Annotated in this window: 25 protein-coding genes; 13 read left to right on the top strand and 12 right to left on the bottom strand. The window is 66.1% G+C overall.

The window, feature by feature from the left end:
• Positions 1-21: 21 nt before the first annotated feature.
• The 3 genes from EF834_RS10365 to EF834_RS10355 form a co-directional block, all read right to left on the bottom strand.
• On the bottom strand, positions 22-990 hold the full coding sequence (locus EF834_RS10365; RefSeq protein WP_127947108.1) for a sigma-70 family RNA polymerase sigma factor: 969 nt from the start codon (positions 988-990) through the stop codon (positions 22-24).
• Positions 991-1,168: 178 nt separating this feature from the next.
• Positions 1,169-2,647 (bottom strand): DUF7782 domain-containing protein, encoded by a 1,479-nt coding sequence (locus EF834_RS10360; RefSeq protein WP_127947107.1) that lies wholly within the window; start codon positions 2,645-2,647, stop codon positions 1,169-1,171.
• Between the two features lie 43 nt (positions 2,648-2,690).
• On the bottom strand, positions 2,691-3,047 hold the full coding sequence (locus EF834_RS10355; RefSeq protein ID WP_127947106.1) for a DUF3099 domain-containing protein: 357 nt from the start codon (positions 3,045-3,047) through the stop codon (positions 2,691-2,693).
• A 108-nt stretch (positions 3,048-3,155) separates the two neighbouring features.
• On the opposite strand from EF834_RS10355, the gene EF834_RS10350 reads away from it, so the two are divergent.
• Positions 3,156-3,392: a DUF3039 domain-containing protein gene (locus EF834_RS10350; protein ID WP_127947105.1), complete on the top strand. Its 237-nt coding sequence runs from the start codon at positions 3,156-3,158 to the stop codon at positions 3,390-3,392.
• Here the strand turns inward: EF834_RS10350 and EF834_RS10345 are convergent.
• Positions 3,365-4,513, bottom strand: coding sequence for a YihY/virulence factor BrkB family protein (locus EF834_RS10345; RefSeq protein ID WP_127947104.1), 1,149 nt, complete (start codon positions 4,511-4,513; stop codon positions 3,365-3,367). The genes EF834_RS10350 and EF834_RS10345 overlap by 28 nt on opposite strands.
• A 302-nt stretch (positions 4,514-4,815) precedes the next feature.
• On the opposite strand from EF834_RS10345, the gene EF834_RS10340 reads away from it, so the two are divergent.
• Positions 4,816-6,552, top strand: coding sequence for a DEAD/DEAH box helicase (locus EF834_RS10340; protein WP_127947103.1), 1,737 nt, complete (start codon positions 4,816-4,818; stop codon positions 6,550-6,552).
• A 187-nt stretch (positions 6,553-6,739) separates the two neighbouring features.
• Here EF834_RS10340 and EF834_RS10335 read toward each other — a convergent pair whose 3' ends face one another.
• A complete protein-coding gene (locus EF834_RS10335; protein WP_127947102.1) occupies positions 6,740-6,934 on the bottom strand; it encodes a DUF7455 domain-containing protein in 195 nt (64 codons plus the stop codon).
• A gap of 263 nt (positions 6,935-7,197) precedes the next feature.
• Here EF834_RS10335 and EF834_RS10330 point away from each other — a divergent pair, with 263 nt between their 5' ends.
• From EF834_RS10330 to EF834_RS10320, 3 genes are all read left to right on the top strand, one after another.
• Positions 7,198-7,524, top strand: a complete 327-nt coding sequence (locus tag EF834_RS10330) for a DUF952 domain-containing protein (RefSeq protein ID WP_235871127.1) — start codon at positions 7,198-7,200, stop codon at positions 7,522-7,524.
• A 96-nt stretch (positions 7,525-7,620) separates the two neighbouring features.
• Complete coding sequence (locus tag EF834_RS10325) at positions 7,621-8,103, top strand: cation:proton antiporter regulatory subunit (protein WP_127947100.1); 483 nt, start codon at positions 7,621-7,623, stop codon at positions 8,101-8,103.
• Positions 8,104-8,127: 24 nt separating this feature from the next.
• A complete protein-coding gene (locus tag EF834_RS10320; RefSeq protein WP_127947099.1) occupies positions 8,128-9,330 on the top strand; it encodes a cation:proton antiporter in 1,203 nt (400 codons plus the stop codon).
• Positions 9,331-9,423: 93 nt separating this feature from the next.
• On the opposite strand, the gene EF834_RS10315 is transcribed toward EF834_RS10320, so the two are convergent.
• Positions 9,424-10,806, bottom strand: a complete 1,383-nt coding sequence (locus EF834_RS10315) for an RNA polymerase sigma factor (RefSeq protein ID WP_127947098.1) — start codon at positions 10,804-10,806, stop codon at positions 9,424-9,426.
• 123 nt (positions 10,807-10,929) lie between these two features.
• Positions 10,930-11,694 (bottom strand): polyphosphate--glucose phosphotransferase, encoded by a 765-nt coding sequence (gene ppgK, locus EF834_RS10310; protein ID WP_127947097.1) that lies wholly within the window; start codon positions 11,692-11,694, stop codon positions 10,930-10,932.
• 111 nt (positions 11,695-11,805) lie between these two features.
• On the opposite strand from ppgK, the gene EF834_RS10305 reads away from it, so the two are divergent.
• Entirely contained in the window at positions 11,806-12,705 is a 900-nt protein-coding gene (locus EF834_RS10305; protein ID WP_127947096.1) for an inositol monophosphatase family protein, read from the top strand.
• 18 nt (positions 12,706-12,723) lie between these two features.
• Here the strand turns inward: EF834_RS10305 and cei are convergent, their stop codons facing one another.
• Entirely contained in the window at positions 12,724-13,407 is a 684-nt protein-coding gene (cei, locus tag EF834_RS10300; RefSeq protein WP_127947095.1) for an envelope integrity protein Cei, read from the bottom strand.
• 485 nt (positions 13,408-13,892) lie between these two features.
• On the opposite strand from cei, the gene EF834_RS10295 reads away from it, so the two are divergent.
• Entirely contained in the window at positions 13,893-14,195 is a 303-nt protein-coding gene (locus EF834_RS10295) for a DUF4193 domain-containing protein (RefSeq protein WP_127947094.1), read from the top strand.
• Between the two features lie 24 nt (positions 14,196-14,219).
• Here EF834_RS10295 and EF834_RS10290 read toward each other — a convergent pair whose 3' ends face one another.
• Positions 14,220-14,732: a DUF3093 domain-containing protein gene (locus EF834_RS10290; RefSeq protein ID WP_235871096.1), complete on the bottom strand. Its 513-nt coding sequence runs from the start codon at positions 14,730-14,732 to the stop codon at positions 14,220-14,222.
• 37 nt (positions 14,733-14,769) lie between these two features.
• Between EF834_RS10290 and dut the strand changes: the two genes are divergently transcribed.
• Positions 14,770-15,315, top strand: coding sequence for a dUTP diphosphatase (gene dut / locus EF834_RS10285; protein WP_127947092.1), 546 nt, complete (start codon positions 14,770-14,772; stop codon positions 15,313-15,315).
• A gap of 3 nt (positions 15,316-15,318) precedes the next feature.
• Complete coding sequence (locus EF834_RS10280; protein ID WP_127947091.1) at positions 15,319-16,236, top strand: DUF3710 domain-containing protein; 918 nt, start codon at positions 15,319-15,321, stop codon at positions 16,234-16,236.
• Positions 16,237-16,243: 7 nt separating this feature from the next.
• Here EF834_RS10280 and EF834_RS10275 read toward each other — a convergent pair whose 3' ends face one another.
• Positions 16,244-16,948: an alpha/beta fold hydrolase gene (locus tag EF834_RS10275; RefSeq protein WP_127947090.1), complete on the bottom strand. Its 705-nt coding sequence runs from the start codon at positions 16,946-16,948 to the stop codon at positions 16,244-16,246.
• Positions 16,949-17,118: 170 nt separating this feature from the next.
• On the opposite strand from EF834_RS10275, the gene EF834_RS10270 reads away from it, so the two are divergent.
• Entirely contained in the window at positions 17,119-17,496 is a 378-nt protein-coding gene (locus tag EF834_RS10270) for an OB-fold nucleic acid binding domain-containing protein (RefSeq protein WP_127947089.1), read from the top strand.
• Positions 17,497-17,552: 56 nt separating this feature from the next.
• Positions 17,553-18,302: a DUF3159 domain-containing protein gene (locus EF834_RS10265; protein WP_127947088.1), complete on the top strand. Its 750-nt coding sequence runs from the start codon at positions 17,553-17,555 to the stop codon at positions 18,300-18,302.
• Here the strand turns inward: EF834_RS10265 and EF834_RS10260 are convergent.
• Complete coding sequence (locus EF834_RS10260; protein ID WP_127947087.1) at positions 18,279-18,935, bottom strand: potassium channel family protein; 657 nt, start codon at positions 18,933-18,935, stop codon at positions 18,279-18,281. The genes EF834_RS10265 and EF834_RS10260 overlap by 24 nt on opposite strands.
• Positions 18,936-18,998: 63 nt before the next feature.
• Positions 18,999-19,664: a potassium channel family protein gene (locus EF834_RS10255; protein ID WP_127947086.1), complete on the bottom strand. Its 666-nt coding sequence runs from the start codon at positions 19,662-19,664 to the stop codon at positions 18,999-19,001.
• A gap of 174 nt (positions 19,665-19,838) precedes the next feature.
• On the opposite strand from EF834_RS10255, the gene EF834_RS10250 reads away from it, so the two are divergent.
• Both EF834_RS10250 and EF834_RS10245 read left to right on the top strand, forming a co-directional pair.
• On the top strand, positions 19,839-21,854 hold the full coding sequence (locus tag EF834_RS10250; RefSeq protein WP_127947085.1) for an APC family permease: 2,016 nt from the start codon (positions 19,839-19,841) through the stop codon (positions 21,852-21,854).
• The gene (locus EF834_RS10245; RefSeq protein ID WP_127947084.1) at positions 21,851-23,116 is read left to right on the top strand and encodes a class I SAM-dependent RNA methyltransferase; all 1,266 of its coding nucleotides are present in this window, start codon (positions 21,851-21,853) and stop codon (positions 23,114-23,116) included. Before EF834_RS10250 ends, EF834_RS10245 begins: the two co-directional genes overlap by 4 nt.
• The last annotated feature ends 171 nt before the right edge of the window (positions 23,117-23,287 follow it).

Here is a 23,287-nt window from a genome sequence, read left to right as displayed (position 1 = left end):
CGGGGGCTAGGGCGAGCCAGGTCAGCTCGCGTAGGCGCGGAGGCGGTCGGCGCGCTCACCCTGCCGGAGCTTGCCCATGACCTCACGCTCGATCTGGCGAACCCGCTCACGGGACAGCCCGAACAGCTTGCCGATCTGGTCGAGCGTGCGTGGCTGCCCGTCGTCGAGGCCGTAGCGCAGTCGGATCACCTGCTGTTCACGCTCGTCGAGCGTGGCGAGGACGCTGCGGACGTCGCTGTGCAGCAGGCCCGCGATGACCGCGTTCTCTGCCGAGGTCGCCTCGGAGTCTTCGATGAAGTCACCGAGCGGAGCCTCCTCGTCGTTGCCGACGGGCATGTCCAGGCTCACCGGGTCGCGGCTGTGGTCGAGCAGGTCCGCGATCTTGTGCACGGGGATGCCCGACTCGTGCGAGAGTTCCTCGTCGGTCGCCTCACGGCCGAGCTGTTGATGCAGTTCGCGCTTGATCCGGGCGAGCTTGTTGACCTGTTCGACGAGGTGAACGGGCAGCCGGATGGTGCGGCTCTGGTCGGCCATGCCGCGGGTGATGGCCTGGCGGATCCACCACGTCGCGTAGGTCGAGAACTTGAAGCCCTTCGCGTAGTCGAACTTCTCCATGGCGCGGATCAGGCCGAGGTTTCCCTCCTGGATCAGATCCAGCAGCGGCATGCCACGCCCGGTGTAGCGCTTGGCGAGAGACACGACGAGGCGGAGGTTCGCCTCGAGCAGGTGGCGCCGTGCTGCCTCGCCGTCGCGGACGATCGCGGCCAGATCGCGCTTCTTCGCGACCGAGAGTCGCTTTTTCTTCTCGAGCACGTAGGCCGCGTATAACCCAGCCTCGATCCGCCGCGCCAGATCCACCTCGTCCGCTGCGGTCAGCAGAGCGGTGCGGCCGATCCCGTTCAAATAGACGCGAACGAGATCCGCGGCCGGGCTCTGGCCGTCCAGGTCGGAGTCGGTGATGCGGGGTCGAGTGGTGCTGGGGCTTGTCATGACGTGCCTCCTCGTCAGGGTGTCTCATATGCCTCAACGCCCCGACGGACCGGGAAAGTTCCCGGCGGCGTTCGATTCGATGGTCCGCGACCTGCGGATTTCCGCAGTTCCCCTGAGAAGTTCCTGAGAAGGGGAGGTTGGGAACGGGCGTCAGGCCGGTTCGACCAGCCGCGTTCGATCAGGCCGGTTCGATCAGGCCGTGTCGAACAAGGGAGTGGACCAGCAGTACGGCCGTGGCCGCGAGTGATTCTTCGTCCTCGTCGTGTGCGCACGCGAGAAGCGTGACGAGGTCTTCCAACGGCAACCCGTTGGGGCGCATCCCCGCGAGTAGGGCCGCAGCGAGGTCGTCGACCTCGTGCTGCCACCGCGGCCCGTGGCCGCGGTGCACCCGCGCCACCACCTGGCGCCAGCCGTCCTCGTCGGGCAGATATACCCGTTCGAGTGCCGTCTCGGTCCGGACCTCGAACCGCGCCGAAAGGACGTCGTTGTCGCGGAGCCACGCGAGGCGATCGAAGTACGCGAGAGCTTCGTCGCCGAGTGGATCGTCGAAGCCGTGACGGAGGTCCTCACACAGAATGTCCGACGGCGCGTCCGTGCGTCTCAGGTACACGAATCCGAATCCGATGCCCACGACGTCCGCCCCCTCGAGATGGTCGAGCCACGCATTCGCGCGCGCTTCCACGGCGGGGTCCCGGGGGTCCGACCCGCCGTCGCGTAGCCACGTCCCGACGTACAGGGCGGGATCGGCGACGTCCCGTTGGACGATCCAGGCGTCGATCCCGTGCGCCGGTAGCCACGACGCGACCCGCTGACGCCAGTCCTCACCGTCGACATGCAGCCACGACGCGAGCAGCGCCGCCGTGCCACAGGGCTCGAGATAGTCGACGGCACCGGAGATCATCAACTCGCTCGCCCCGTCGAGGTTCAGACCGGAATCACGGTAGGTGTGTGTGACGCGTGCCTCACCGACTACGAACGGCGGATTCGCGACCACCTGGTCGAAACGCCGGCCGCTCACGGGTTCGAACCACGATCCCTCGAGGATCTCGAAGTCGAGTCCGTTCAGCGCCGCGGTAGCGGCGGTGAGCGCCAGGGCACGTGGGTTGATGTCGGTGACGGTGACCTTGCCTGCATAGTCGGCGGCACGTAGTGCCTGGATTCCGCATCCGGTACCGACGTCGAGCACGGTGCCGACCGGGCGGGTCGGGGTACCCCGTAGCAGTGACAGCGACGCCTCTCCGACGCCGATGACGTGGTCGTCGCCGCTCTCGCGGGGACGCATTGCGCCGTCGAGGTCGGCCAACGTCCACCGGTTTCCGCTGCCCAGATCGAGGGGTCGCAGGTCCAGCTCGGCGCGAACGGTGTCGTTATCGCGGGAGAGCAGGCCTGCGGCAACCGCGGCGTCGAGGTCGAGCGGCCGCAACGCAGTCGCGACGTCGGCCGCCGGGCAGTCGTCGCCCAGAAGGAACAGCCGGACCAGCTGGCCGAGTTCGCCGCCGTTCTCACTGGCTCTGCGGACGGGAACAGGCTCGTATCTTCCGAGTGCCGCGTGCGCGTCGACGCCGAGGAGGTCGACGATCGAGTCGATGTCGTACCGCGTGCGCGTCAGCGCGTCGCGTAGCGGACCACAGATGGACAGCAGGAGGTCACGATTCACCCGAGCATTGTCGCAGCCGTCGGCGAGCAGACGGCCCGGCGAGTCAGCCGTCGATGGTGCGGTGCATCCGGGACTCGAGCGCGCGGGCTGCGTCGCGGTGGTCGTACCGGCTGGGCTCGTCCTTCGACCGGGGAGGCCTGTCATTTGCGATGAGGACAGCGATCCAGGGCAGCGGAATGGACACTGCGATGATGCCCACCGAGATCCAGGGATTCCCGAAAGCGCCGTACGCGATCGCTGCGAGAACCAAGGCCGGGATCCGGAAAGACATGATCGTCAGGTACTTCCTGACGCGCGCCCGGTGTTGATCCTCGATGGACTGGGCAGCCTCGGTGATCAACGCCGGGTGGCGAGGTGTACCGCTCTCGGCATTCTCGCCGAACCCCGAAGTTCTTGCCATGGTTCTACTGTTGCACCTTCGGAAGTCAAATGCACATGACGGTGCGGCTCCATACGACAGTGGGGCCGCATATGACGCTGGTGCGCTGATGTGCGGCATCATGGTTTCGTGAGCACTTCCACAAAGGAACTTCCCGATACCACCACCGACGAGACCACCGACGACGACACACCCAAGTTCTTCCACTACGTGAAGAAGGACAAGATCGCCGAGAGCGCGGTGATGGGCACCCACGTCGTCGCGCTGTGCGGCGAGGTCTTCCCGGTCACAAAGTCCGCGAAGCCCGGTTCTCCGGTATGCCCGGAGTGCAAGAAGGTCTACGACGGGCTTCGCAAGGGCGACTGAGTCCCCGGGTCTTCGGATTGAGCTGTGGGTGCGTCGACGTCGTGTGTGCCCACCGCCGCGTCGTCGTTCGATTCTGACGGATCCGACTGTGACGGATCCGGAATGGATCGATCCGACCTGAATCGGATGGGGCCCGTGGCCAGGCGCCGGGTCAGATTGGTGACCCGGCTGCCATCCTCGGACTCATCGACCGCAGACTGAGCCGCGATCCAATCGCGTACCTGCTCGATTCGGGTGGCCCTCGCCGGCCAGAATTCCTGAATCGTGGCGTTGAATTCGGCCCCGAGCACGATCGCGAACCCCAGGAAGAACGCGAACAGCAGGAAGGCGATCGGCGTCGCCAGCGCCCCGTAGGTGTACCCGGTGCCGGTCACCCAGGTCAGGTAGCTCCGAAGGACCGTGCTTGCCGTCAGGAAGAACACGCCGGCGAGCAGCGCTCCACCGAGCAGGCGGTGCCATGGCAACGACTTGGGCAGTGCCACCTTGTAGAGGGTGGTCAGTCCCACGAGGAGCATCAGCCCGACCGCCGGGTAGTAGAAGGCGTCGACCATCTCGGCTCCAACGGTGTGCCAAGACTCCGGAAGAACCCGACCGATCATCGTCGGGCCCAGCGCGACGAGGGGGAGGGTGAAGACCGACAGGATGAGGAACCCCACGTAGAGCAGCAAGGCGAACACCCTCTGCCAGACAGGGTGCCGGGCGTCCTGCTGTCCGTGTGCCGCGACGATCGAGTCGACGAAGGTCGAGATCGCCGACGACCCAGCCCACAGTGACAACAGGAAGCCGGCAGAGATGATCCCCGGCCGCCCCCGCACGAGAACGTCCGAGACGGTCGGCTCGATGATTTGGTCGACGATGTTCTCGCTGAACACTGTCTGGCTGAACGTGACGATCTTCGACTGGATGATCTCGACCGTGTTGGGGCCGAACCATCCGCCGACGTAGCCGAGACTGCCGAGCAGTCCCAGCAGAAGTGGCGGCAGCGACAGGGTCTGCCAGAACGCGGCGGTGGCGGACCTGCCGAAGATCGAGTCGCTCCACGCCTTCGAGGCTGTGCGACCGCCGACCCGCATGCACAACCGAAGCGGGTGGCGCCTCATGGCGGACGGCGTTTCGCTCATCGTGATCCCAGGATTCCTGACGGCGCGATCGAATACCCGCTGTGGCCCCCGACGTGCCCCGACCGATTCTGCCACCAAGGCGCGATCGGCGGTCGAGGTGACGCAGAGTGTCGTCGGTCCAGGACACCCCGGGTGGGCGTGGGCGATGCGAAATCGGCCGGTTCAGGGCGCTAGGCTCCTCCGCGGGCGTCGCCGAATTTCGTGCCGGAACCGAGCGGCCGGCAGCCGACGACAGTGAAGCAAGAAGCAGTGGGGAAGCAAGGAGTGGGAACAATCGTGCGAAGCCAGTGGCGAGGTGCGAAGTGAGCGCTGAACCCGGAAGTCTCGATCGTGCACCTGTTCCCACCAACTTGCTACGCGGGTGGCAGCGGCGCGCTCTGACGAAGTACCTGGCAACCAAGCCGCGGGACTTCCTCGCTGTTGCCACACCGGGCGCAGGCAAGACCACGTTCGCTCTTCGGGTCGCGTCCGAGCTGTTGCGAGACCGCACTGTGGACCAGATCACCGTGGTCGCCCCGACCGAGCACCTCAAGCATCAGTGGGCCGAGGCGGCCGCAGGCATCGGCATCGCCCTGGACTCGCGCTTCTCGAACTCGACGGGTCAGACCTCGTCGGACTACGACGGCGTCGTCGTGACCTATGCGCAGGTCGCGTCTCACCCGTTCAAACACCGCGCCCGAACCGAGGCGCGCCGCACCTTGGTGATTCTCGACGAGATCCACCATGGCGGCGACGCGAAGAGCTGGGGTGAGGCGATTCGCGAGGCGTACGGCGACGCCACCCGCCGGCTCGCCTTGACCGGAACACCCTTCCGCAGCGACGACAGCTCGATTCCCTTCGTGACGTACGAGCCTGACAACGAGGGCCACATGCGTTCGAAGGCGGACCATGCGTACGGCTACGCCGACGCCCTTGCTGACGGTGTGGTCCGTCCGGTCGTGTTCTTGGCGTATTCCGGTGAGGCCCGCTGGCGCAACAGCGCGGGCGAGGAGTTCGCCGCCCGCCTCGGTGAGCCGCTCAGCGCGGAGCAGACGGCCCGAGCCTGGCGCACGGCACTCGACCCGGCCGGTGACTGGATCCCGTCGGTGCTCACCGCCGCGAACACGCGTCTCGGTCAGCTGCGTGCCGGTGGGATGCCGGACGCCGGGGGGCTGGTGATCGCCACCGACCAGGCAGCGGCCCGCGCCTACGCCGGCAGGCTCGAGGCGATCACCGGCGAGGCACCGGCGTTGGTCCTGTCCGACGACCCGACTGCGTCCAACCGGATCGCCGAGTTCTCCGAGAGCACCCAGAAATGGATGGTCGCGGTGCGCATGGTGTCCGAAGGCGTCGACGTGCCCAGGCTGGCCGTCGGTGTCTACGCCACGAGCGCGTCGACCCCGTTGTTCTTCGCGCAGGCCGTCGGTCGATTCGTGCGTTCTCGGGTCAAGGGAGAGACGGCGAGCGTGTTCCTGCCGTCCGTCCCGATTCTGCTCGACCTCGCCAGCCAGCTCGAGGCTCAGCGCGACCACGTCCTCGGCAAGCCGCACCGGGAGAAGGATGGGCTCGACGACGTCCTGCTGGCTGCCGCGAACAAGCAGGAGGACGAACCCGGCGAGGAGGAGAAGGCGTTCACGTCCCTGGGCGCCGACGCCGAGCTCGACCAGGTGATCTACGACGGCTCTTCCTTCGGCACGGCTACCTTTTCCGGATCCGACGAGGAGGCCGACTACCTCGGTCTGCCCGGGCTGCTCGATGCCGAGCAGATGCGGGCTCTGCTGCGGCAGCGGCAGCAGAAGCAGCTGGACAAGTCTGCTGCAGCCTCGGAACCGGTGGCCGTCCCGGCGGCGCAGGCGGTCACCGAGCGAGTCGCGGCCGCCGGGCAGCTCGCGAGTCTGCGGCGCGAACTCAACTCCCTTGTCGCGATGCATCATCATCGGACCGGCAAGCCGCACGGCGTCATTCACGGTGAACTGCGCCGGATGTGCGGTGGCCCGCCGACAGCGATCGCCACCGTCGAGCAACTCACCGACCGCATCGCGATGCTGCGTCAGTGGTAGGCCAACGCCGCGCCGCGATCTTCCGGGTGGCGGAAGCCCGGAGCGCATCTGTCTGCAGGAGCACTGTCTGCAGGAGCACTGTCTGCATGAGCACTGTCTGCAGAAACACAGAAGCGGGCGACCACAGATCGTGGTCACCCGCTTCGGTACCGGGGACGGACGGTGGTCCGCCCGGAAGGCTGACGCGCTAGAGGGTCGCCTCGGAGTCGTCGACGATTGTCGCGTTCATCTCACGGAGACGGCCGGCGTGCTCGTTGGCGTGGTGCTGGCAGAAGAGAAGTTCTCCTCCGCTGGCAAGCACGGCGCGCACACGGGCTCCTGCGCTGCACCGGTCGCACCGGTCGGCAGCGGTCAACGGGGTGCTGGTCAGTGTTCCGGGCATGACTCCTCCGAACTGATGGTGGGTTCGCACCCACCACCTGGGGTCTTCCGCCGCGTCGGGGATGACGCGGTAGGTCCACAATGTCAGACGTTCAGCTGGATTGGGTTGTTCCCGACGTATTGTCGGTGTGTCCTTTTCAACAGTTACGGCTCCAACAGGTGCAGGGGAGGGTACGCATGTCGGCGCCCTTGAACGAACCGCCCTCGAGCGAACCGCCCTCGAGCGAACCGCCCACGAGCGGACCCGGACGGCGGCTCGTCCACATGTGCACCAAGGACGAGTGGGTGGCCGCGCAGCGGGACGGCCAGCGCATCCCGGCCGGATTCGCCACCGACGGCTTCGTGCACTTGTCCACGCCCGAGCAGGTCCACCTCCCCGCCAACCGACTCTTCGCGGGCCGGCGCGACTTGGTGCTTCTGCATCTGGATCCGGACCTACTCGGTGCCGACGTTCGCTGGGAGCCCGGGTCCCCATCGGACCCCCCGTCGATGAGATTCCCGCACCTGTACGGCGCGTTGCCAACGGACTCGGTCATCGAGGTAGCCGACTACCAGCCCGACGCGACCGGGGTGTTTGCGCCGCTGGAGTGAGCGGGCTCCGGTCGGGTCGGCATCGGTCGGGTCGGCATCGTCGGGAATTCCGGGGGTATTGGTGGTTGCGTCGGCTCATGGCGCTAACGTTGAACCATGAACGTGGAAGTGACGCCTCTGCCAGGTATCGGCGTCCGCAAGGACTTCGTACTCGCGACGGGTCGACGCATTGGTGTTGTCACTCACCGCGACGGTCGCACCGACCTGATCATCTCCAAACTCGATGACCCAGACGCCTGCACGGCGTCTATCCCCCTCGAGTCGGAGGAGGTGTCGGTACTCGCGAATCTCCTCGGCGCCCCTCAACTCGTCGCGCAGTTGCAGCAGGAGCACCGCGACCTGCCCGGGATCAGCACACGTCAGCTGCCGATCACGGACAACTCCCCATGGGATGGCCGCACGCTCGGGGAGACCGCTATGCGTACCCGCACCGGAGTGTCGATCGTCGCAGTGATGCGGGCCGGCCAGGTCATGCCTTCTCCGGGCCCGGACTTCCTGTTCACCAATGGTGATCTTCTCGTAGTGGTGGGCACCCAGGACGGCCTCGAGCAGGCCGCCAAGATCCTTGCGCACGGCTGATCCCGACGCAGCGAATACGTGGAGATGACAGGTACCGCACTGGCCCTCGTCCAGCTCGGCGCGATCTTTCTCGTGCTCGGCGTACTCGGTCGTCTGGCCGGCCGAGTCGGCATGTCGCCGATCCCCCTCTATCTGATCGCAGGCCTGAGCTTTGGTCAGGGCGGCTTCATCCATCTGGATGGCATCGATGAGTTCAGTCATCTTGCAAGCGAGATCGGCGTGGTCTTGCTGCTGTTGCTACTGGGTTTGGAGTACACGGCCGCAGAACTGGTGACGGGCCTGAAGAGGTCCAGGCTCGCGGGCGTGGTCGATCTGGTGCTCAACTCGGTGCCCGGCGCTGCGTTGGCCTTGATGCTCGGATGGGGTCCGGTCGGCGCGCTCGTAATGGGTGGGGTCACCTACATCTCGTCGTCGGGCATCGTCGCGAAGGTTCTCGGTGATCTCGGGCGCCTGGGTAACCGTGAAACCCCGATCGTGCTTTCGATCCTCGTGTTCGAGGACCTCGCGATGGCCTTCTACCTACCGATCCTCACCGCGGTGCTCGCCGGCGTGAGCTTCTTGGCCGGGTTGCAGTCCGTCGGGATCTCGTTCGCGGTCATCTCCGTCGTGCTGCTGGTCGCGCTGCGCTACGGAAACGTCGTGTCCGCGCTCATCGACAGCAAGGATCGGGAGGTGTTCCTGCTCAAACTGCTCGGAGCCGCGCTGCTGGTTGCCGGGCTGGCGTCGGCCCTGCAGGTATCTGCCGCGGTCGGTGCGTTCCTCCTGGGCATTGCGATTTCCGGATCCACGGCCCGCAACGCGACACGACTGCTCGAGCCGCTGCGGGACCTGTTCGCGGCGATGTTCTTTCTCGTGTTCGGCCTCAACACCGACACGGCAACGATTCCGCCGGTGTTGTTGCCCGCAATCGGTCTCGCGGTCGTGACGACGGCAACCAAGGTGCTGACCGGCTGGTGGGCTGCAGGGCGCCAGGGAATCGGCCTGATGGGTCGGGCGCGTGCCGGCACAGCGCTCATCGCGCGCGGTGAGTTCTCAATCGTCATCGCTGGACTCGCGGTCGCGTCGGGCGCTGTGGAGGGCGAACTTGCCGCGCTGGCAACCGCTTACGTGTTGCTGATGGCGGTTCTCGGACCGATCGGCGCACGTGCGGCGGAACCCCTTGTCAGGCTGTTCCAGCGGCGCCGGCCTCGCGAGGAAGAGACCGTGGACTCTTTCCCCGCGAGCTGACCGGCGCGAGAGCTTCGCTAGTGCCAGGTCTTGCCAACAGTCTTGCTGGTCGGTGACTGGTCTTGCTAGCTACTTGCTAGCTAGTCGGTGGCGTCAGTCCAGGTAGTCGCGCAGCACCTGCGAACGCGACGGGTGACGCAGCTTCGACATCGTCTTCGATTCGATCTGGCGGATCCGCTCACGTGTCACGCCGTAGACCTGGCCGATTTCGTCCAAGGTTCGCGGCTGGCCGTCGGTGAGACCGAACCGCAGGCGCACGACACCGGCCTCGCGTTCGGAGAGCGTCTCGAGTACCGACTGCAACTGATCCTGCAACAGTGTGAACGAGACAGCGTCGACCGCGACGACTGCTTCGGAGTCCTCGATGAAGTCACCGAGCTGGCTGTCGCCCTCGTCTCCGATCGTCTGGTCCAAAGAGATGGGTTCACGCGCGTACTGCTGGATCTCCAGCACCTTCTCCGGCGTGATGTCCATTTCCTTCGCGAGCTCTTCCGGTGTGGGCTCACGGCCCAGATCTTGAAGCAGCTCGCGCTGAATGCGGCCGAGCTTGTTGATGACCTCGACCATGTGGACGGGGATACGGATCGTGCGGGCCTGGTCGGCCATCGCGCGCGTGATCGCCTGGCGGATCCACCACGTGGCATAGGTCGAGAACTTGTAGCCCTTGGTGTAGTCGAACTTCTCGACGGCACGGATCAGGCCCAGGTTGCCTTCCTGGATCAGGTCCAGGAAGGCCATGCCACGTCCGGTGTAGCGCTTGGCGAGCGAGACGACCAGACGAAGGTTCGCCTCGAGGAGGTGGTTCTTCGCGCGGTTGCCGTCGCGGTGGATCCAGCTCAGGTTCCGGCGATCCGTCGGGGAGAGCTTCTCGCCCTTCTCGGCTGTCTCTGCCAGCTTGTAGGTCGCGAACAGACCGGCCTCGATGCGCTTGGCGAGCTCGACCTCCTCCTCGGCGTTCAGCAGCGCGACCTTGCCGATCTGCTTCAGGTAGGCGCGTACCGAGTCGGCGGAAGCGGTGAGCTCGGCGTCCTTGCGGGCCTGGCGGAGCGCCTCGGACTCCTCCTCGTCCCAAACGAAGTCGCCGGACGCCTTGTCCTTCTCGGACGGCTCGGCGGTCTCCTCGTCACCCTCGACGACGACCTCCTCGTCGATGAGCTCTCCGGCGGCGACGTCGAGTTCGGCCATGTCGATGTCGTCCTGCTCGGCGCCGTCATCGCTTGGCTTCTCCGCCTTGGTGGTGGCCTTGGCGTTGGTCTTCTTGGCAGCAGTCTTCTTGGCGGCGGTCTTCTTCGCCGCCTTCTTCGCCGGTGCCTTCTTGGCGGCGGCCTTCTTCGCCGGTGCCTTCTTGGCGGCGGCCTTCTTCGCCGGTGCCTTCTTGGCGGCGGGCGCGCTATTGGCAGTCGCCTCGGCGGTGGATTCAGTGGTCGCTGATTCGGGAGTGGAATCTGCGGTCTGACGCATTTCGGTGGCTGCCACGTACGCCCTTTCGTGACGGTGTCGTGCGGCGTCACGCCAGAGTGGAGTTCCGGCGGAGAGGTCTGTCGGGTTCTCGCCGACTCACAGCCGGCCCTGCCCATTGTAACGACAGCTTCGAAATTGTTACGGAGAGATGCCCTTTTGCAGGCGATTCGTCGCGGTCAGCGCGGCGCCGACAATGCCGGCTGTGTTGAGCAGAGCAGCCGGAACGACCGGTGTGTGGTTCTCGAGTCGAGGAATCCACTTGTCGTGCTTTCGGCTGATGCCACCGCCCGCGATGAACAAGTCGGGCCACAACAGCTCCTCGAATCGACGCAGTACCCGGGTCACCTCTGCTGCCCACTCCTTGTACGACAAGTCCTTCGTGTCCTTGACCGAGGCCGCGGCCCGGTGCTCGGCCTCCTTCCCGTCGACCTCCATGTGCCCGAACTCGGTGTTCGGGAACAGGACACCATCGTGGATGAGCGCCGACCCGATCCCGGTTCCGAACGTCAGCAGGATCACGACACCTTCGGCGTCCCTACCCGCCCCGTAGCGGTCTTCCGCCAGGCCGGCGGCGTCGGCGTCGTTGAGAACGGCCACCTCACGACCGCCGAGAGCGGTCGAGAACAGCATGCGCGCGTCCGTCCCGATCCACGTCTTGTCGATGTTTGCGGCCGTCCGCGCGACTCCAGCCTTCACCACGGCCGGCAGCGTGACCCCGACCGGACCCTCCCACCCGGCCCGCGCCACGATCTCGGCCACCGTCGCAGCGACCGCGTCGGGCATCGAAGGTTGCGGTGTCTCGATCTTGATTCGATCCTCGATCAGTTCGCCGGTGTCGAGGTTGACGATCCCACCTTTGATGCCGCTCCCGCCGATGTCCACACCGAATCCGAGCGCGCCCATCGTTTGTCTCCTTCCGCGAGCCGAGGTCAGCGCCGACAGTAGTTGGTTTCCGGGCGTTCGGCTTCGCGATTCGGGGGGCGGAGTGAACTCCGCATGTGGTGCGATACGTCCATGGGTGTTATCCACAACTCCACCACCGACCACGCCGCCGCCACTTCCAGCGCCCCGAGCGTGCTCCGGGAGGTCGCGGTGACCGTAGCGGAAGCCGCCGCAGCGCTGGTGCGAGCGCGGCGCCCGGAGGTGTTCGGAGTGATGGGTGCGCAGGTGCGCGCCCGCGCCGGCAATTCGGTGCAGTCCAAGAGCACGCCCACTGACCCCGTGACGGTGGTCGACACAGAGGCCGAGCAGCTCATCCGGACGCGTCTGGCCGAACTCCGCCCGCAGGACGCCATCCTGGGCGAGGAAGGCGGCGGTGAGAACGGCATCGGCGGGACGCGCTGGGTGGTCGACCCGATCGACGGGACCGTCAACTTCCTGTACGGAATCCCTGCCTACTCGGTCTCGGTGGCCGCACAGGTCGACGGCGTCTCGGTAGCCGGAGCGGTCGTGGACGTCGCCGGCGGTATCACGTACTCCGCGGCGGCGGGGGAGGGTGCGACGTTCACCGACGCCGACCACTCCGGTGTGCTGTCTTGCAATCCGGTGACCGACTCGTCCCTGGCCCTGCTTGCGACCGGGTTTGCGTACAGCGCGCAGCGCCGCAGCGCGCAGGGCCGACTACTCGGCAAGGTGCTGCCGCACGTCCGCGACATCCGCAGGATCGGGTCGGCCGCGCTGGATCTGTGCATGGTCGCATCGGGGCGGGTCGACGCGACCTTCGAGCATGGACTCAATCCGTGGGACTGGGCGGCAGGCGCGTTGATCGCCAGCGAGGCGGGCGCCCGGGTACACCTGCCGACACCGGATACCCGCGGTGCGGCGGGTGAGGTGGTCATCGCGATGGCCCCGGGGATCGCCGACGACCTGGAGGCGGTGTTCCGGTCGGCGGGTGTGTACGACCCGATTCCCTGAGCCGGCCCGGGTCGGCCGTCAGCAGCGTGCGTTGCGAGCGGCGCTGAGCAGGCCGGGATCGAGCGGCGCCGGAGCGGTTCCGGCAAGCGGATCCCTCAACGTGCTGAGGACTTCCTGGGCGTCCGCGTTCGGAGTGATGCTGTCCGCGAAGTAGGTGCCGAGTGCCAGGTCGACGGTGTCGTCGGTCCGGCCGTCCTCGATGAGTTCGGCGCACGGTGCCACCAACCAGAGCGTGCTCGCGGCGGACAGTCCGTTAGGGCCGAACCGAATTTGCCCGTGGCACTGCAGGTTCTGATCCACGTACACGGGGTCGTTGCCCACCTCCACGTCGGGCGCGCTGGCGAACCCGTAGTCGCGCAGCTGGGTGGCGACATCGGCCGCCTGTCCGCGTTGGCCGTTCGCGTTGTAGACGCGGACTCGGGTCTCGGACAGTGGGGCTGGGGCGACGTCGAGCAGCGTGTCTCGGTCGACGACCTCGCCCAGCGGCTGTGGCGTGGGGGCGTCCGGGGAATTCGGCATCACCGGGGGGTTGCAGTCGACTGTTGTGGCGTACACCTCGGTTTCGGTGAGGATTTTCACCCACACCATGACCCCGAGCAGGGCCAGGACCGAGATCAGCGCGATCACGGGCAGGGCGCGGCGGCGGCGAAACGGGCGGCCCCGATCGTCGGTCGAGCTGCCATTGGTGATCAGTGAAACCACGGTGTGTGACCTCTCCGTCAGGTATGCGGGTGGGATGTCCGCCGAAAACAAGGAAAAGAGTTGGTGTGGTTCCGGCCACGATCGCACTGGTCGCCGCCGTCCCGTAGCCAACTGTAGATCCCCGTTCGGTCACCCCCCGATACCTACCCGGCCAGGAATGTCTCGACTTGCTCAGTGGTTGATGACGATTGACGGACAGTTTTCGACCGTGTCCGGTCCAGTTGCCACTTTCGCTGAGTCGTCGGCTATTGTCTGGCGGCCCCAATCGTGAAACCACACGATTTCGAGAGGGCCCGGAGGAAACGAAAGTGAGGTGTAGGTCATGTTTTCGGAAGACGTCATGGGCACTTCCGAGTGAGCTGATGCGTTGTTACAGCCACAGGAACGGATCTACATCACTGTCGGGTTCCGAGGATCGCCGTCACCGTGGGGTTTCGGCAGCCCGGGTACCGGGGATACACGCAAGAGGACGAGGGGAAAAGAAAATGGCAACCGACTACGACGCACCCAGGCGCTCGGATTCCGACGAGGTATCCGAGGATTCCCTGGAAGAACTGAAGGCACGACGCAACGAGGCGCAGTCGGCGGTCGTCGACGTCGATGAGTCCGATACCGCGGAGTCGTTTGAACTACCTGGTGCGGACCTGTCGGGCGAGGAACTGTCGGTACGGGTGGTACCCAAGCAGGCGGATGAGTTCACCTGCTCGAGTTGCTTCCTGGTTCACCACCGCAGCCGTCTCGCCAGCGAGGAGAACGGCGTCATGATTTGCGTGGACTGTGCCGCCTGACGAAACGGTTGCGCAGCAGACGGACTAGCCGCTTGCGGAAGTCCCGCGGCCGATGGCGGCCAGCAGTTCGGCTGGCCGCCTCGTGCTGACCAACCAATACGGCGTGGGATCCTCGGGGTCCTCGAGGACGATCAGGACCGTGTCCTTGACCCAGGACTTGTTCTGGACGAACGCCGCCGGATCGAGTTGGCGGCCGAGCGCGGCGCTTTTCGCCGACGGCGGAATCGCCGCAGTTCGCGACACCACCGACAGTGGCAGGTGCGCCCGACCGACCCTGAGTTCTGGGTTCGGCCCGCCGTACACCTCGACCCGCTGGCGTGAGACCCACAGCAGCAGCCACACCGGGAACGGGAACAAAAGGACGTACGGAAGCCACTGCCGGATGCCCGGAGAACCCATGTGGACCTCCGCGGCCAGCAAACCGGCGACGAACAATCCGGCAGGCCACCACCACCATGGAACCCACAGGCGCTCGGAGTAGACCGGCTCTCGGGCGTTGTCGGATGTGGTCGGTGCTGGCTGAGACGATTCGGGCACGTATGCCAGGGTAGGGCACGTGTGCCAGGTAGTCTCGGTGCACGTGAGCGATCTCCCTGCCATCGCATTGAAGCGACTGGACCCCGGTATCCCGCTGCCTCGGCGTGCCCACGAGGGCGACGCCGGAGTCGATTTGTGCACCACGACCGACGTCACGATCGAGCCCGGACGCCGGACCCTGGTCGGCACGGGCGTCGCGGTCGCGCTTCCTGTCGGCACTGTCGGCCTCATCCATCCCCGGTCCGGGCTGGCCGCCAAGACCGGTCTGTCCGTCGTGAACACTCCCGGCACCGTCGACGCCGGGTATCGCGGTGAGATCAAGGTCTGCCTGATCAACCACGATCTCGAGACGCCGATCGAATTGCGTCGCGGCGACCGGATAGCGCAGCTGGTCGTGCAGAAGGTCGAACTCGTCGATTTCGTGGAGGTTGATTCCCTCGATGAAACCGTCCGTGGCACCGGCGGTTACGGGTCGAGTGGCGGACATGCAAGCCTGGTGGCGCGCGATCAGGATTTTGACGATTTCGTTGGTACGGAAGGCCGCCCGCACGAATTGACGCGGTTGCCGAGGGAAGGGGCCTGATCCATGTTGGGACGTCGGAAGAAGAAGGGCACCGCTCCTGGGCAGGTGTCGGAGTACGTCGAGGAGGTCGATGCCCCGGACGGCTCCGGACTCGATGTCCCCTTCGATGACGTCGAAGGTGGCCCTTACGACGTGAGTGATCTCCCCGAGGGAGTGGAGCCGGCGGCGACTCGGTTGGACCTCGGTTCGGTGCTGTTCCCGATCCCCGAGGGGGCCCAGCTTCAGGTGGAGATGTCGCCTGACGGAACACCGCAGGCGGTCCACCTGGTCACCCAGTTCGGTCGCATCACCGTCTCCGCCTACGCTGCGCCCAAGTCTCCGGGACAGTGGCGCGAGGTGGCGTCCGAGCTGGCGGAGTCGCTCCGAGGCGACAACGCGGAGGTCGGCATCGAGAGCGGGCCGTGGGGCCGTGAGGTTGTCGGTGTGACGCAGAACGCGGATCTCCGGTTCATAGGCGTGGAGGGGCCCCGCTGGATGATCCGGTGCGTAGTCGCCGGCCCGTCCGGCAACGTCGCGGTCGGTTCGCCGCTCGTGGAGATTGCGCGGACCGTCCTGGACGACACGGTTGTGAGGCGCGGCGACGATCCGCACCCCGTGCGGACCCCGCTGCCGGTCGTTCTGCCACAGGCGCTCGCCGAGCAGCTCGCGGCGGCCCAGCAGCAGGCGGCGGCCCAGCAGCAGGCAGCGGCCCAGCAAGCCGCACAGCAGGGACAGCAGCCGCAGCAGGGACAGCAGCCGCAGCAGGGACAGCAGCCGCAGCAGGGACAGCAGCCGCAGCAGGGACAGCAGCCGCAGCAGGGACGGCAGCCGCAGCAGGGACAGCAACCACAACAGGTACAGCAGCCGCAACAGCCGCAGAACAGGCCCGAGCCGCCACGTCGCGGTGAGTCGGGCTCGGCGATGCAGCAACTCGGGCTCTAGGGGCTCGTTACTCGATCCGCTCGATTGCGGCGAGGCATGCCCTGCCGAGGGCGGCGGGATCGGTGCCGACCGCGTCGAGGGTTAGCTCCGACATCTCTGCCCGGGGCAACATCGACGCCCACTCCTTCGCCACAGTGAACGGATGGACGGCGTCATCGATGGCGGCCGCGATTCCGACCGGGACTCGGACACGGGTGAGCACCGCACTGTCGGGAGCGTGGTAGGTGGCCGCCTCCTCCAGTGCCGACGGCAGATGCGGCCACTGCGCGCGCCATGAGCGAGTCAGTTCGTCGGCCAGCCACGGCGGACTCGATGCGGTCATCTCGGCGGTCACGGCCTCGAGACCATGGATGCGAAGTTGCGCGGCCGTGAAGTTGGCGCTCGCGGCGGCCGGAGCCCCGACCGGCGACCCGGTCCATGCGGGCAGGGCCGCCAGGACTGCCGCGACGCGATCGGGGTTCGCGGCGGCCCACTCGATCGCGACCGCGGCACCGATCGACACGCCGCCGACGACGATACGGCCGTGGATGTCGGCGGCCCGGTCCATCGCGGCACGGTAACTCTCGACGACTCGCTGCGGGTCCGGCTCGACCGCTACCGTGTCGACCGCCACCTGAGTCAACGCCTCTCGGAAAGCGCGGTCGGCGAAATCGGCGTCGGAGCCGGTTCCGGGTAGGACAACGGCCACCGCGGGCCACGTGGGTTGCTGCATGCGTAGATCTTGCACTGTCCGATTTAGACCAATACCGCATGGCTGTGGTTGTCAGGTCACTTTAGGGTTACAGTGACATTCAGATGACCAGTGCAGGGCCTCTAACGGGCCCCGCGAAAGCCTTGTTGTACGGCGCAAGACCTGCGTCGTCACGTGTCCAGGAGCTCGCTATGGCACCCGCCGCGGCAGGTTACTTTCGTCGGCTGACTCGCAGACTCACCGAAGATCTCGAGCAGTTGGACGCGGAAGAGATGGTGGAAACCGCGCAGGCCTCAGGCGCGACGCGCGCCTGCGATTGCTCGCGGGGTGAAGAGGTCACGATGCTCGGCCGCCTGCGGAGTGTCGAAGCGTGTCCGAAAGCGGCGAACGCCACTGTGCAGGCCGAGTTCTTCGACGGCACCGACCCGGTGACGCTGGTGTGGATCGGTCGGCGGCGTATTCCGGGAATCGAGCCGGGCAAGAAGTTGCTGGTGCGTGGTCGCGTAGGTGACCGAGGCGGGCAAAAGGTCATCTTCAATCCGTACTACGAGCTACGTGGTGATTCCTGACTGGTCCACAGTCCCCGGTTGGGACGCCCTCGCGCCGGATATGGCACTCTCGTCCCGTGACCGAAACGAAGCAGCAGACGATTCTTGACCAGCTCGGGGGACTGAGCGGGCTGGTCTACTCGACATTGCCGATCGTTGCATTCGTTCCGGCGAACAGCATTTGGGGCCTGGTTGCGGCCATCTGGATCGCTCTGGGTGTGGCGACCGGAATCCTCTTGTGGCGTATCGTGCGCCGTGGACCGATCCAGCCCGCGGTTTCCGGATTCCTCGGCGTCGGTGTTTGTGCGTTCATCGCGTATCAGACCGGTGATGCGAAGGGCTACTTCCTGTTCGGCATCTACACGAGCCTGGTGTACGCGGGCGCCTTCGTTGCCTCGATCCTCGTGAGGCGACCATTGGTCGGTGTGGTCTGGGGATATCTGAACGGTCATGGCAATGCATGGCGCGCCCACCCTGTGGCAGTGCGTGCGTACGATGTCGCGACCGCCGCATGGGCCCTGGTGTTCGGTGCGCGCTACTTCGTCCAGTCCGAGCTCTACGACGCCGACCAGACCGGTTGGCTGGCGGTTGCCCGCATCGGCATGGGGTGGCCCCTCACCGGTTTGGCTCTGCTTGTGACCATCTGGGCCGTCCGACGCGCGGACCGGATCGTGGAACCCGCTCCGGAGCCCGCGGACCTCGAGACGGCACCATCGGCAGCAGCCGGCAAGGAGACCGACGTCGCCCGCGAGAGCGGTCAGGAGGAGGCCGGTGAAGGATCCGCTCCAAGCCGGCGAACCGACTCAGATGTCGATCGCGGCGCGTAGCTCGTCCTCGACATCGACCGCGGCAACGAACAGCAACTCATCGCCGCCCTCCAACGGATCGTCCGGCTGCGGGGTGATCACACGTCCACCCCGCAAGATGGTGACGAGTGCCGCGTCGCGAGGTAGTCGCAGCTTGCGAACCGGCTTGCCCGCAAGGGGGGTGTTGTCAGGCAGGGTGACCTCGACGAGGTTGGCCTGACCTTGACGGAAGGTCATCAGCCGAACCAGGTCGCCCACCGAGACGGCCTCCTCGACGAGCGAGGCCAGCATTCGCGGTGTCGACACCGCTACGTCCACACCCCAGGACTCGTCGAACAGCCACTCGTTGCGTGGATCGTTGACGCGCGCCACCACCCTGCCCACACCGAACTCGGTCTTCGCGAGCAGGCTCAGCACGATGTTGGCCTTGTCGTCTCCGGTCGCGGCAATCACGACGTCGTACGTCTCCAGGTTCGCTGCCTCGAGCAGACTGAGCTCGCACGCGTCGGCGTGTACCCACTCTGCTTGGGGAATGGAGTCGGCCTCGACGTGTTCGATGTTGCGCTCGAGCAGCATGACGTGGTGGTCGCTGCGGACGAGTTCGCGGGCGATGGAGCGGCCTACGGCGCCGGCTCCTGCGATGGCCACTCTCATCGGAGGCATCCAATCGGGTAGTCGATCAAGGCGATCGAGAAGGGAGTCATGACCGGTGGGACGTCAGTCGTCGGACGGTGGAGGGCTTCCCGCGAGGGCGACTGCCTCGGCAACGGTCCCAGCCACCGCTGCGATGTACACCTGGTCCTGGGACTGGAACACGGTCCTGCGGTCCGGGAGGATCCCGGTCCCGAATCGGATGATGAACGAGACACGCGACGATGTCGCGGACTCGAGTTCGGTGATGCGGCGACCGACCCAGTCCTCGTGCAGAGACAGCTCGGTGACGACGACCGTGCCCGAGGGATCGCGCCACTTCGAAATCTGGTCGTCCTGTTGGAGGGCGAGCATGAAGCGGTCGGTGGTCCATGGCACGGTCGCGATTGTCGGGATTCCGAGCCGCTCGTACACGGCGGCGCGTTTGGCGTCGTAGATACGGGCGACCACCCGTTCGACGTCGAACGTCTCTCGCGCGACTCGCGCGGAGATGATGTTCGAATTGTCACCCGACGATACGGCCGCGAATGCTTGCGCGCGTTCGATTCCGGCGCGCACCAGCACCGCGCGGTCGAATCCCATCCCGACCACCGTGTGCCCGGGGAAGTCCGGACCCAGGCGAAGGAACGCGCTCGGGTCTCGGTCGATCACGGCCACTTCGTGGCCGATCCGGCTCAGTGCGGTAGCTAGGGACGAGCCGACCCGGCCGCATCCCATGACGACTACGTACACCCGTCCTCTCCATTTCTCGCTTCGGGGACATTTCTCGCTTCGGGGACCGACGGAATGCCGTCGGTATCGAATCGAACGGTACAGCGCGCGCGTACAGGAACAAGCACGACCCGAAAATACGTCGGATGGCCGCCCTGACGCCGCGCATGGGCATGGACGGCATACGCTTTTGCGGTGTCGAAGGTTTCCACCGCTGCGAAGCGGCTGATTCTGGGGCGGCCGTTCCGGACCGACAAGCTCGGGCACACTCTGCTGCCCAAGCGGATCGCGCTGCCTGTTTTCGCGTCGGACGCGATGTCATCGGTTGCTTACGCGCCGGAAGAGATCTTCCTGATGCTGTCGATCGCGGGCATTACCGCGTATGTCTACGCGCCGTGGATCGGTCTGGCCGTCGCCATCCTGATGGCAGTTGTGGTCGCGAGCTACCGACAGAATGTGCGCGCGTACCCATCCGGGGGCGGCGACTACGAGGTCGCCACGGTGAACCTCGGACCCAACGCGGGGTTGGTCGTCGGTAGCGCGTTGATGGTCGATTACGTGTTGACGGTAGCGGTGTCGATCTCCTCGGCGGCGTCGAACATCGGGTCGGCGGTGCCGTTCGTCGCCGAGCACAAGGTGCTGTTCGCGGTCGCGGCGATCGCCATGCTGACGGCGATCAACCTGCGCGGCGTCCGGGAGTCTGGGACCACTTTCGCCATTCCGACGTACGCGTTCATCTTCGGCATGTTGCTCATGCTGGCTTGGGGTTTTGCGCGTATCTACATCTTCGGTGAAGACGTCCAGGCCGAGTCGGCGGCGTTCGATCTTCAGGCCGAAGATACGCACCTGTACGGCATCGCGTTCGCGTTCCTCATTGCGCGGGCGTTCTCGTCCGGCTGCGCTGCGCTGACCGGCGTCGAGGCGATCAGCAACGGTGTACCGGCGTTCCGGAAGCCGAAGGCTCGAAACGCTGCCACGACATTGGCACTGCTCGGCGCCTTCGCCATCACGCTGCTGATGGGCATCATCATCCTGGCCGAGAAGATCGGTATCGTGTATGCCGCCGACCCGGCGGACCAACTCGTCGGCGCACCCGAGGGCTACCAGCAGAAGACACTGATCGCCCAGCTCGCCGAGACGGTCTTCTCCGACTTTCCGGTCGGGTTCTTCTTCATCACGACTGCGACGGCGCTGATCCTGGTGCTCGCGGCGAACACCGCTTTCAACGGGTTTCCGGTTCTCGGATCCGTTCTCGCGCAGAACCGGTACCTTCCGCGCCAGCTTCACACCCGCGGTGACCGACTGGCGTTCAGCAACGGCATCCTGTTCCTGTCCGGTGCGGCAATCGCGTTCGTAGTCGTCTTCGAGGCCGAGGTCACCAGGCTGATCCAGCTCTACATCGTCGGCGTGTTCGTCTCGTTCGTGTTGAGCCAGACCGGCATGATTCGGCACTGGACCCGGCACCTGAGGACGGAGACAGATCCCGGTCAGCGCACGCGGATGATGCGTTCACGCGTGATCAACTCGGTGGGCCTGGCGATGACCGGTGCGGTGCTGGTGATCGTGCTGCTTACCAAGTTCCTGGCAGGGGCGTGGATCGCGATCGTAGCGATGATTGCGATCTTCGTCCTGATGAAGTCGATCCGACGCCACTACGACGGGGTTTCGGCAGAACTCGACGAGCAGGAGTGGGATGGGGTCCTGCCGAGCCGTACCCACTCGATCGTGCTGGTCTCGAAATTGCACACGCCGACAATGCGGGCCCTTGCATACGCGCGGGCCACCCGCCCGGACACTCTCGAGGCGATCACAGTCAACGTCGACGAGTCCGATACCCGTGCCCTGGTCCGGCAGTGGGAGAAAACCGACATCTCGGTGCCGCTGAAGGTGATCGAGTCGCCTTACCGCGAGATCACCAAACCGATCCTCGACTACGTGCGCCGGGTGCGACGCGATTCGCCTCGCGATGTCGTCACGGTGTTCATCCCGGAGTACGTCGTCGGCCATTGGTGGGAGCAACTGCTGCACAACCAGAGCGCGCTGCGACTGAAGAGTCGGCTGTTGTTCCAGCCCGGTGTGATGGTCACAAGTGTGCCCTGGCAGCTGACTTCATCGGAGAGGATCAAACGCGAGCGCGCCGACCAGGCGCCCGGCCATGCGCCCGGCGCAATCAGACGTGGGTTCGATGAGGAAGGCAAGACCGGCAGGTGAGCGTGAACTGGTCCGGACGTCGGTTCGAAGTCGAGTTGGGCAAACCTGGCCATGGTGGGTTCTGCGTCGCCCGCCATGAGGGTCGGGTGCTGTTCGTGCGACACGGACTATCAGGTGAGCGGGTGATCGCGGAGGTCACGGAGGACCGCGGGGGATCGTTCTGCCGCGCTGACGCGGTCGAGATCCTCGAGTCGTCCCCGGATCGCGTCGCGGCACTGTGCCCGATCTCCGGTCCCGGCGGTGCGGGCTGCTGCGACTACTCGCACGCGACTCTGAGCGCTCAGCGCGCCATGAAGGCTGCCGTCGTCGCCGAGCAGCTTCTGCGCATCGCCGGGGTGGACGTAGGCGTCGATGTCGAGGAATTGCCCGGCACCGCAGACGGGACCGGTTGGCGTACTCGGGTGCGGCTCGCTGTCGACGCCGACGGGCGTCCCGGTTTCCACCGCTTCCGCAGCCTCGATATCGAGACCTGCCTGGCGTGTCCGCAGATCGATCCCGTCGCCTACTCCGGCCTCGCTGAGCGGTCGTGGCACCCGGGTGCCGAGGTGCAGGTGGCGTTGGACGCGCTCGGGCAGCGGCACGTTGTCGAGATGGCACCGCCCAAGGTGTCGCGTACAGGTCGCCGCAGCCCGGGCCGGCGCGGGGCGACGGCCAGGCGGGCAGCATCGGCGGAAGTTCGAGCCGAGCGAGTGGTGATCGGTTCCGGCCGAGCCGTCGAGCGTGTCGGTGAGCGGGAGTGGTCGTTGTCGGCAACCGGCTTCTGGCAGGCTCACCGTGGCGCGGCATCGACGTATTCGGCAGTGGTCGGGGAATGGGCCCAGGCGTCGAACGGCGCCGCAGTGTGGGATCTGTACGGCGGTGTCGGGGTCTTCGCGGCTGCCCTGGCCGATCAGGTGGGCCCGCTGGGGCGGGTCGATTCCGTGGAGTTCTCACGGCAGGCCGTGGCCGATGCTTCCGCAGCCATGGCCGATCTGCCGCAGGTGCACCTGCACGCCGCTCGCGCCGGGCGGGCCCTGCGGGACCTGCCTGCACCGGAGGTGGTCGTCCTCGATCCGCCGCGTGCGGGCGCGGGCAAGGAAGTCGTAGCCCTCATCGCCGCGGCCGACCCAGAACGCATCGTGCACATCGGGTGCGATCCGGCGTCCTTCGCGCGCGACATCTCCCTCTACCGAGAGCACGGCTTCCGGCTGGAGAAGATACGCGCGTTCGACGCCTTCCCGCTCACTCACCACGTCGAGAGTCTCGCGCTGCTCACTCGCTGAGTTCGCGCACGTTGTAGGTGGTCCTGGTCACATCCAGGGCCTGGGATCAGCCCGATTCGCCAGGTCGTGGCCACCCATATCCGGGTCGCTTCGCGGAAGCAATTGCTTAACGTCTGCAACTAAGTATATAGTTGCGATCTGCAAGTAACCCTTATTGAGGATTCGGGGTAT

This window comes from Rhodococcus spongiicola, from assembly GCF_004011835.1.
Lineage (GTDB): Bacteria > Actinomycetota > Actinomycetes > Mycobacteriales > Mycobacteriaceae > Prescottella > Prescottella spongiicola.
The sequence above is the reverse complement of the archived record's forward strand: the minus strand, read 5'-3'. Positions and strand labels throughout refer to the sequence as shown.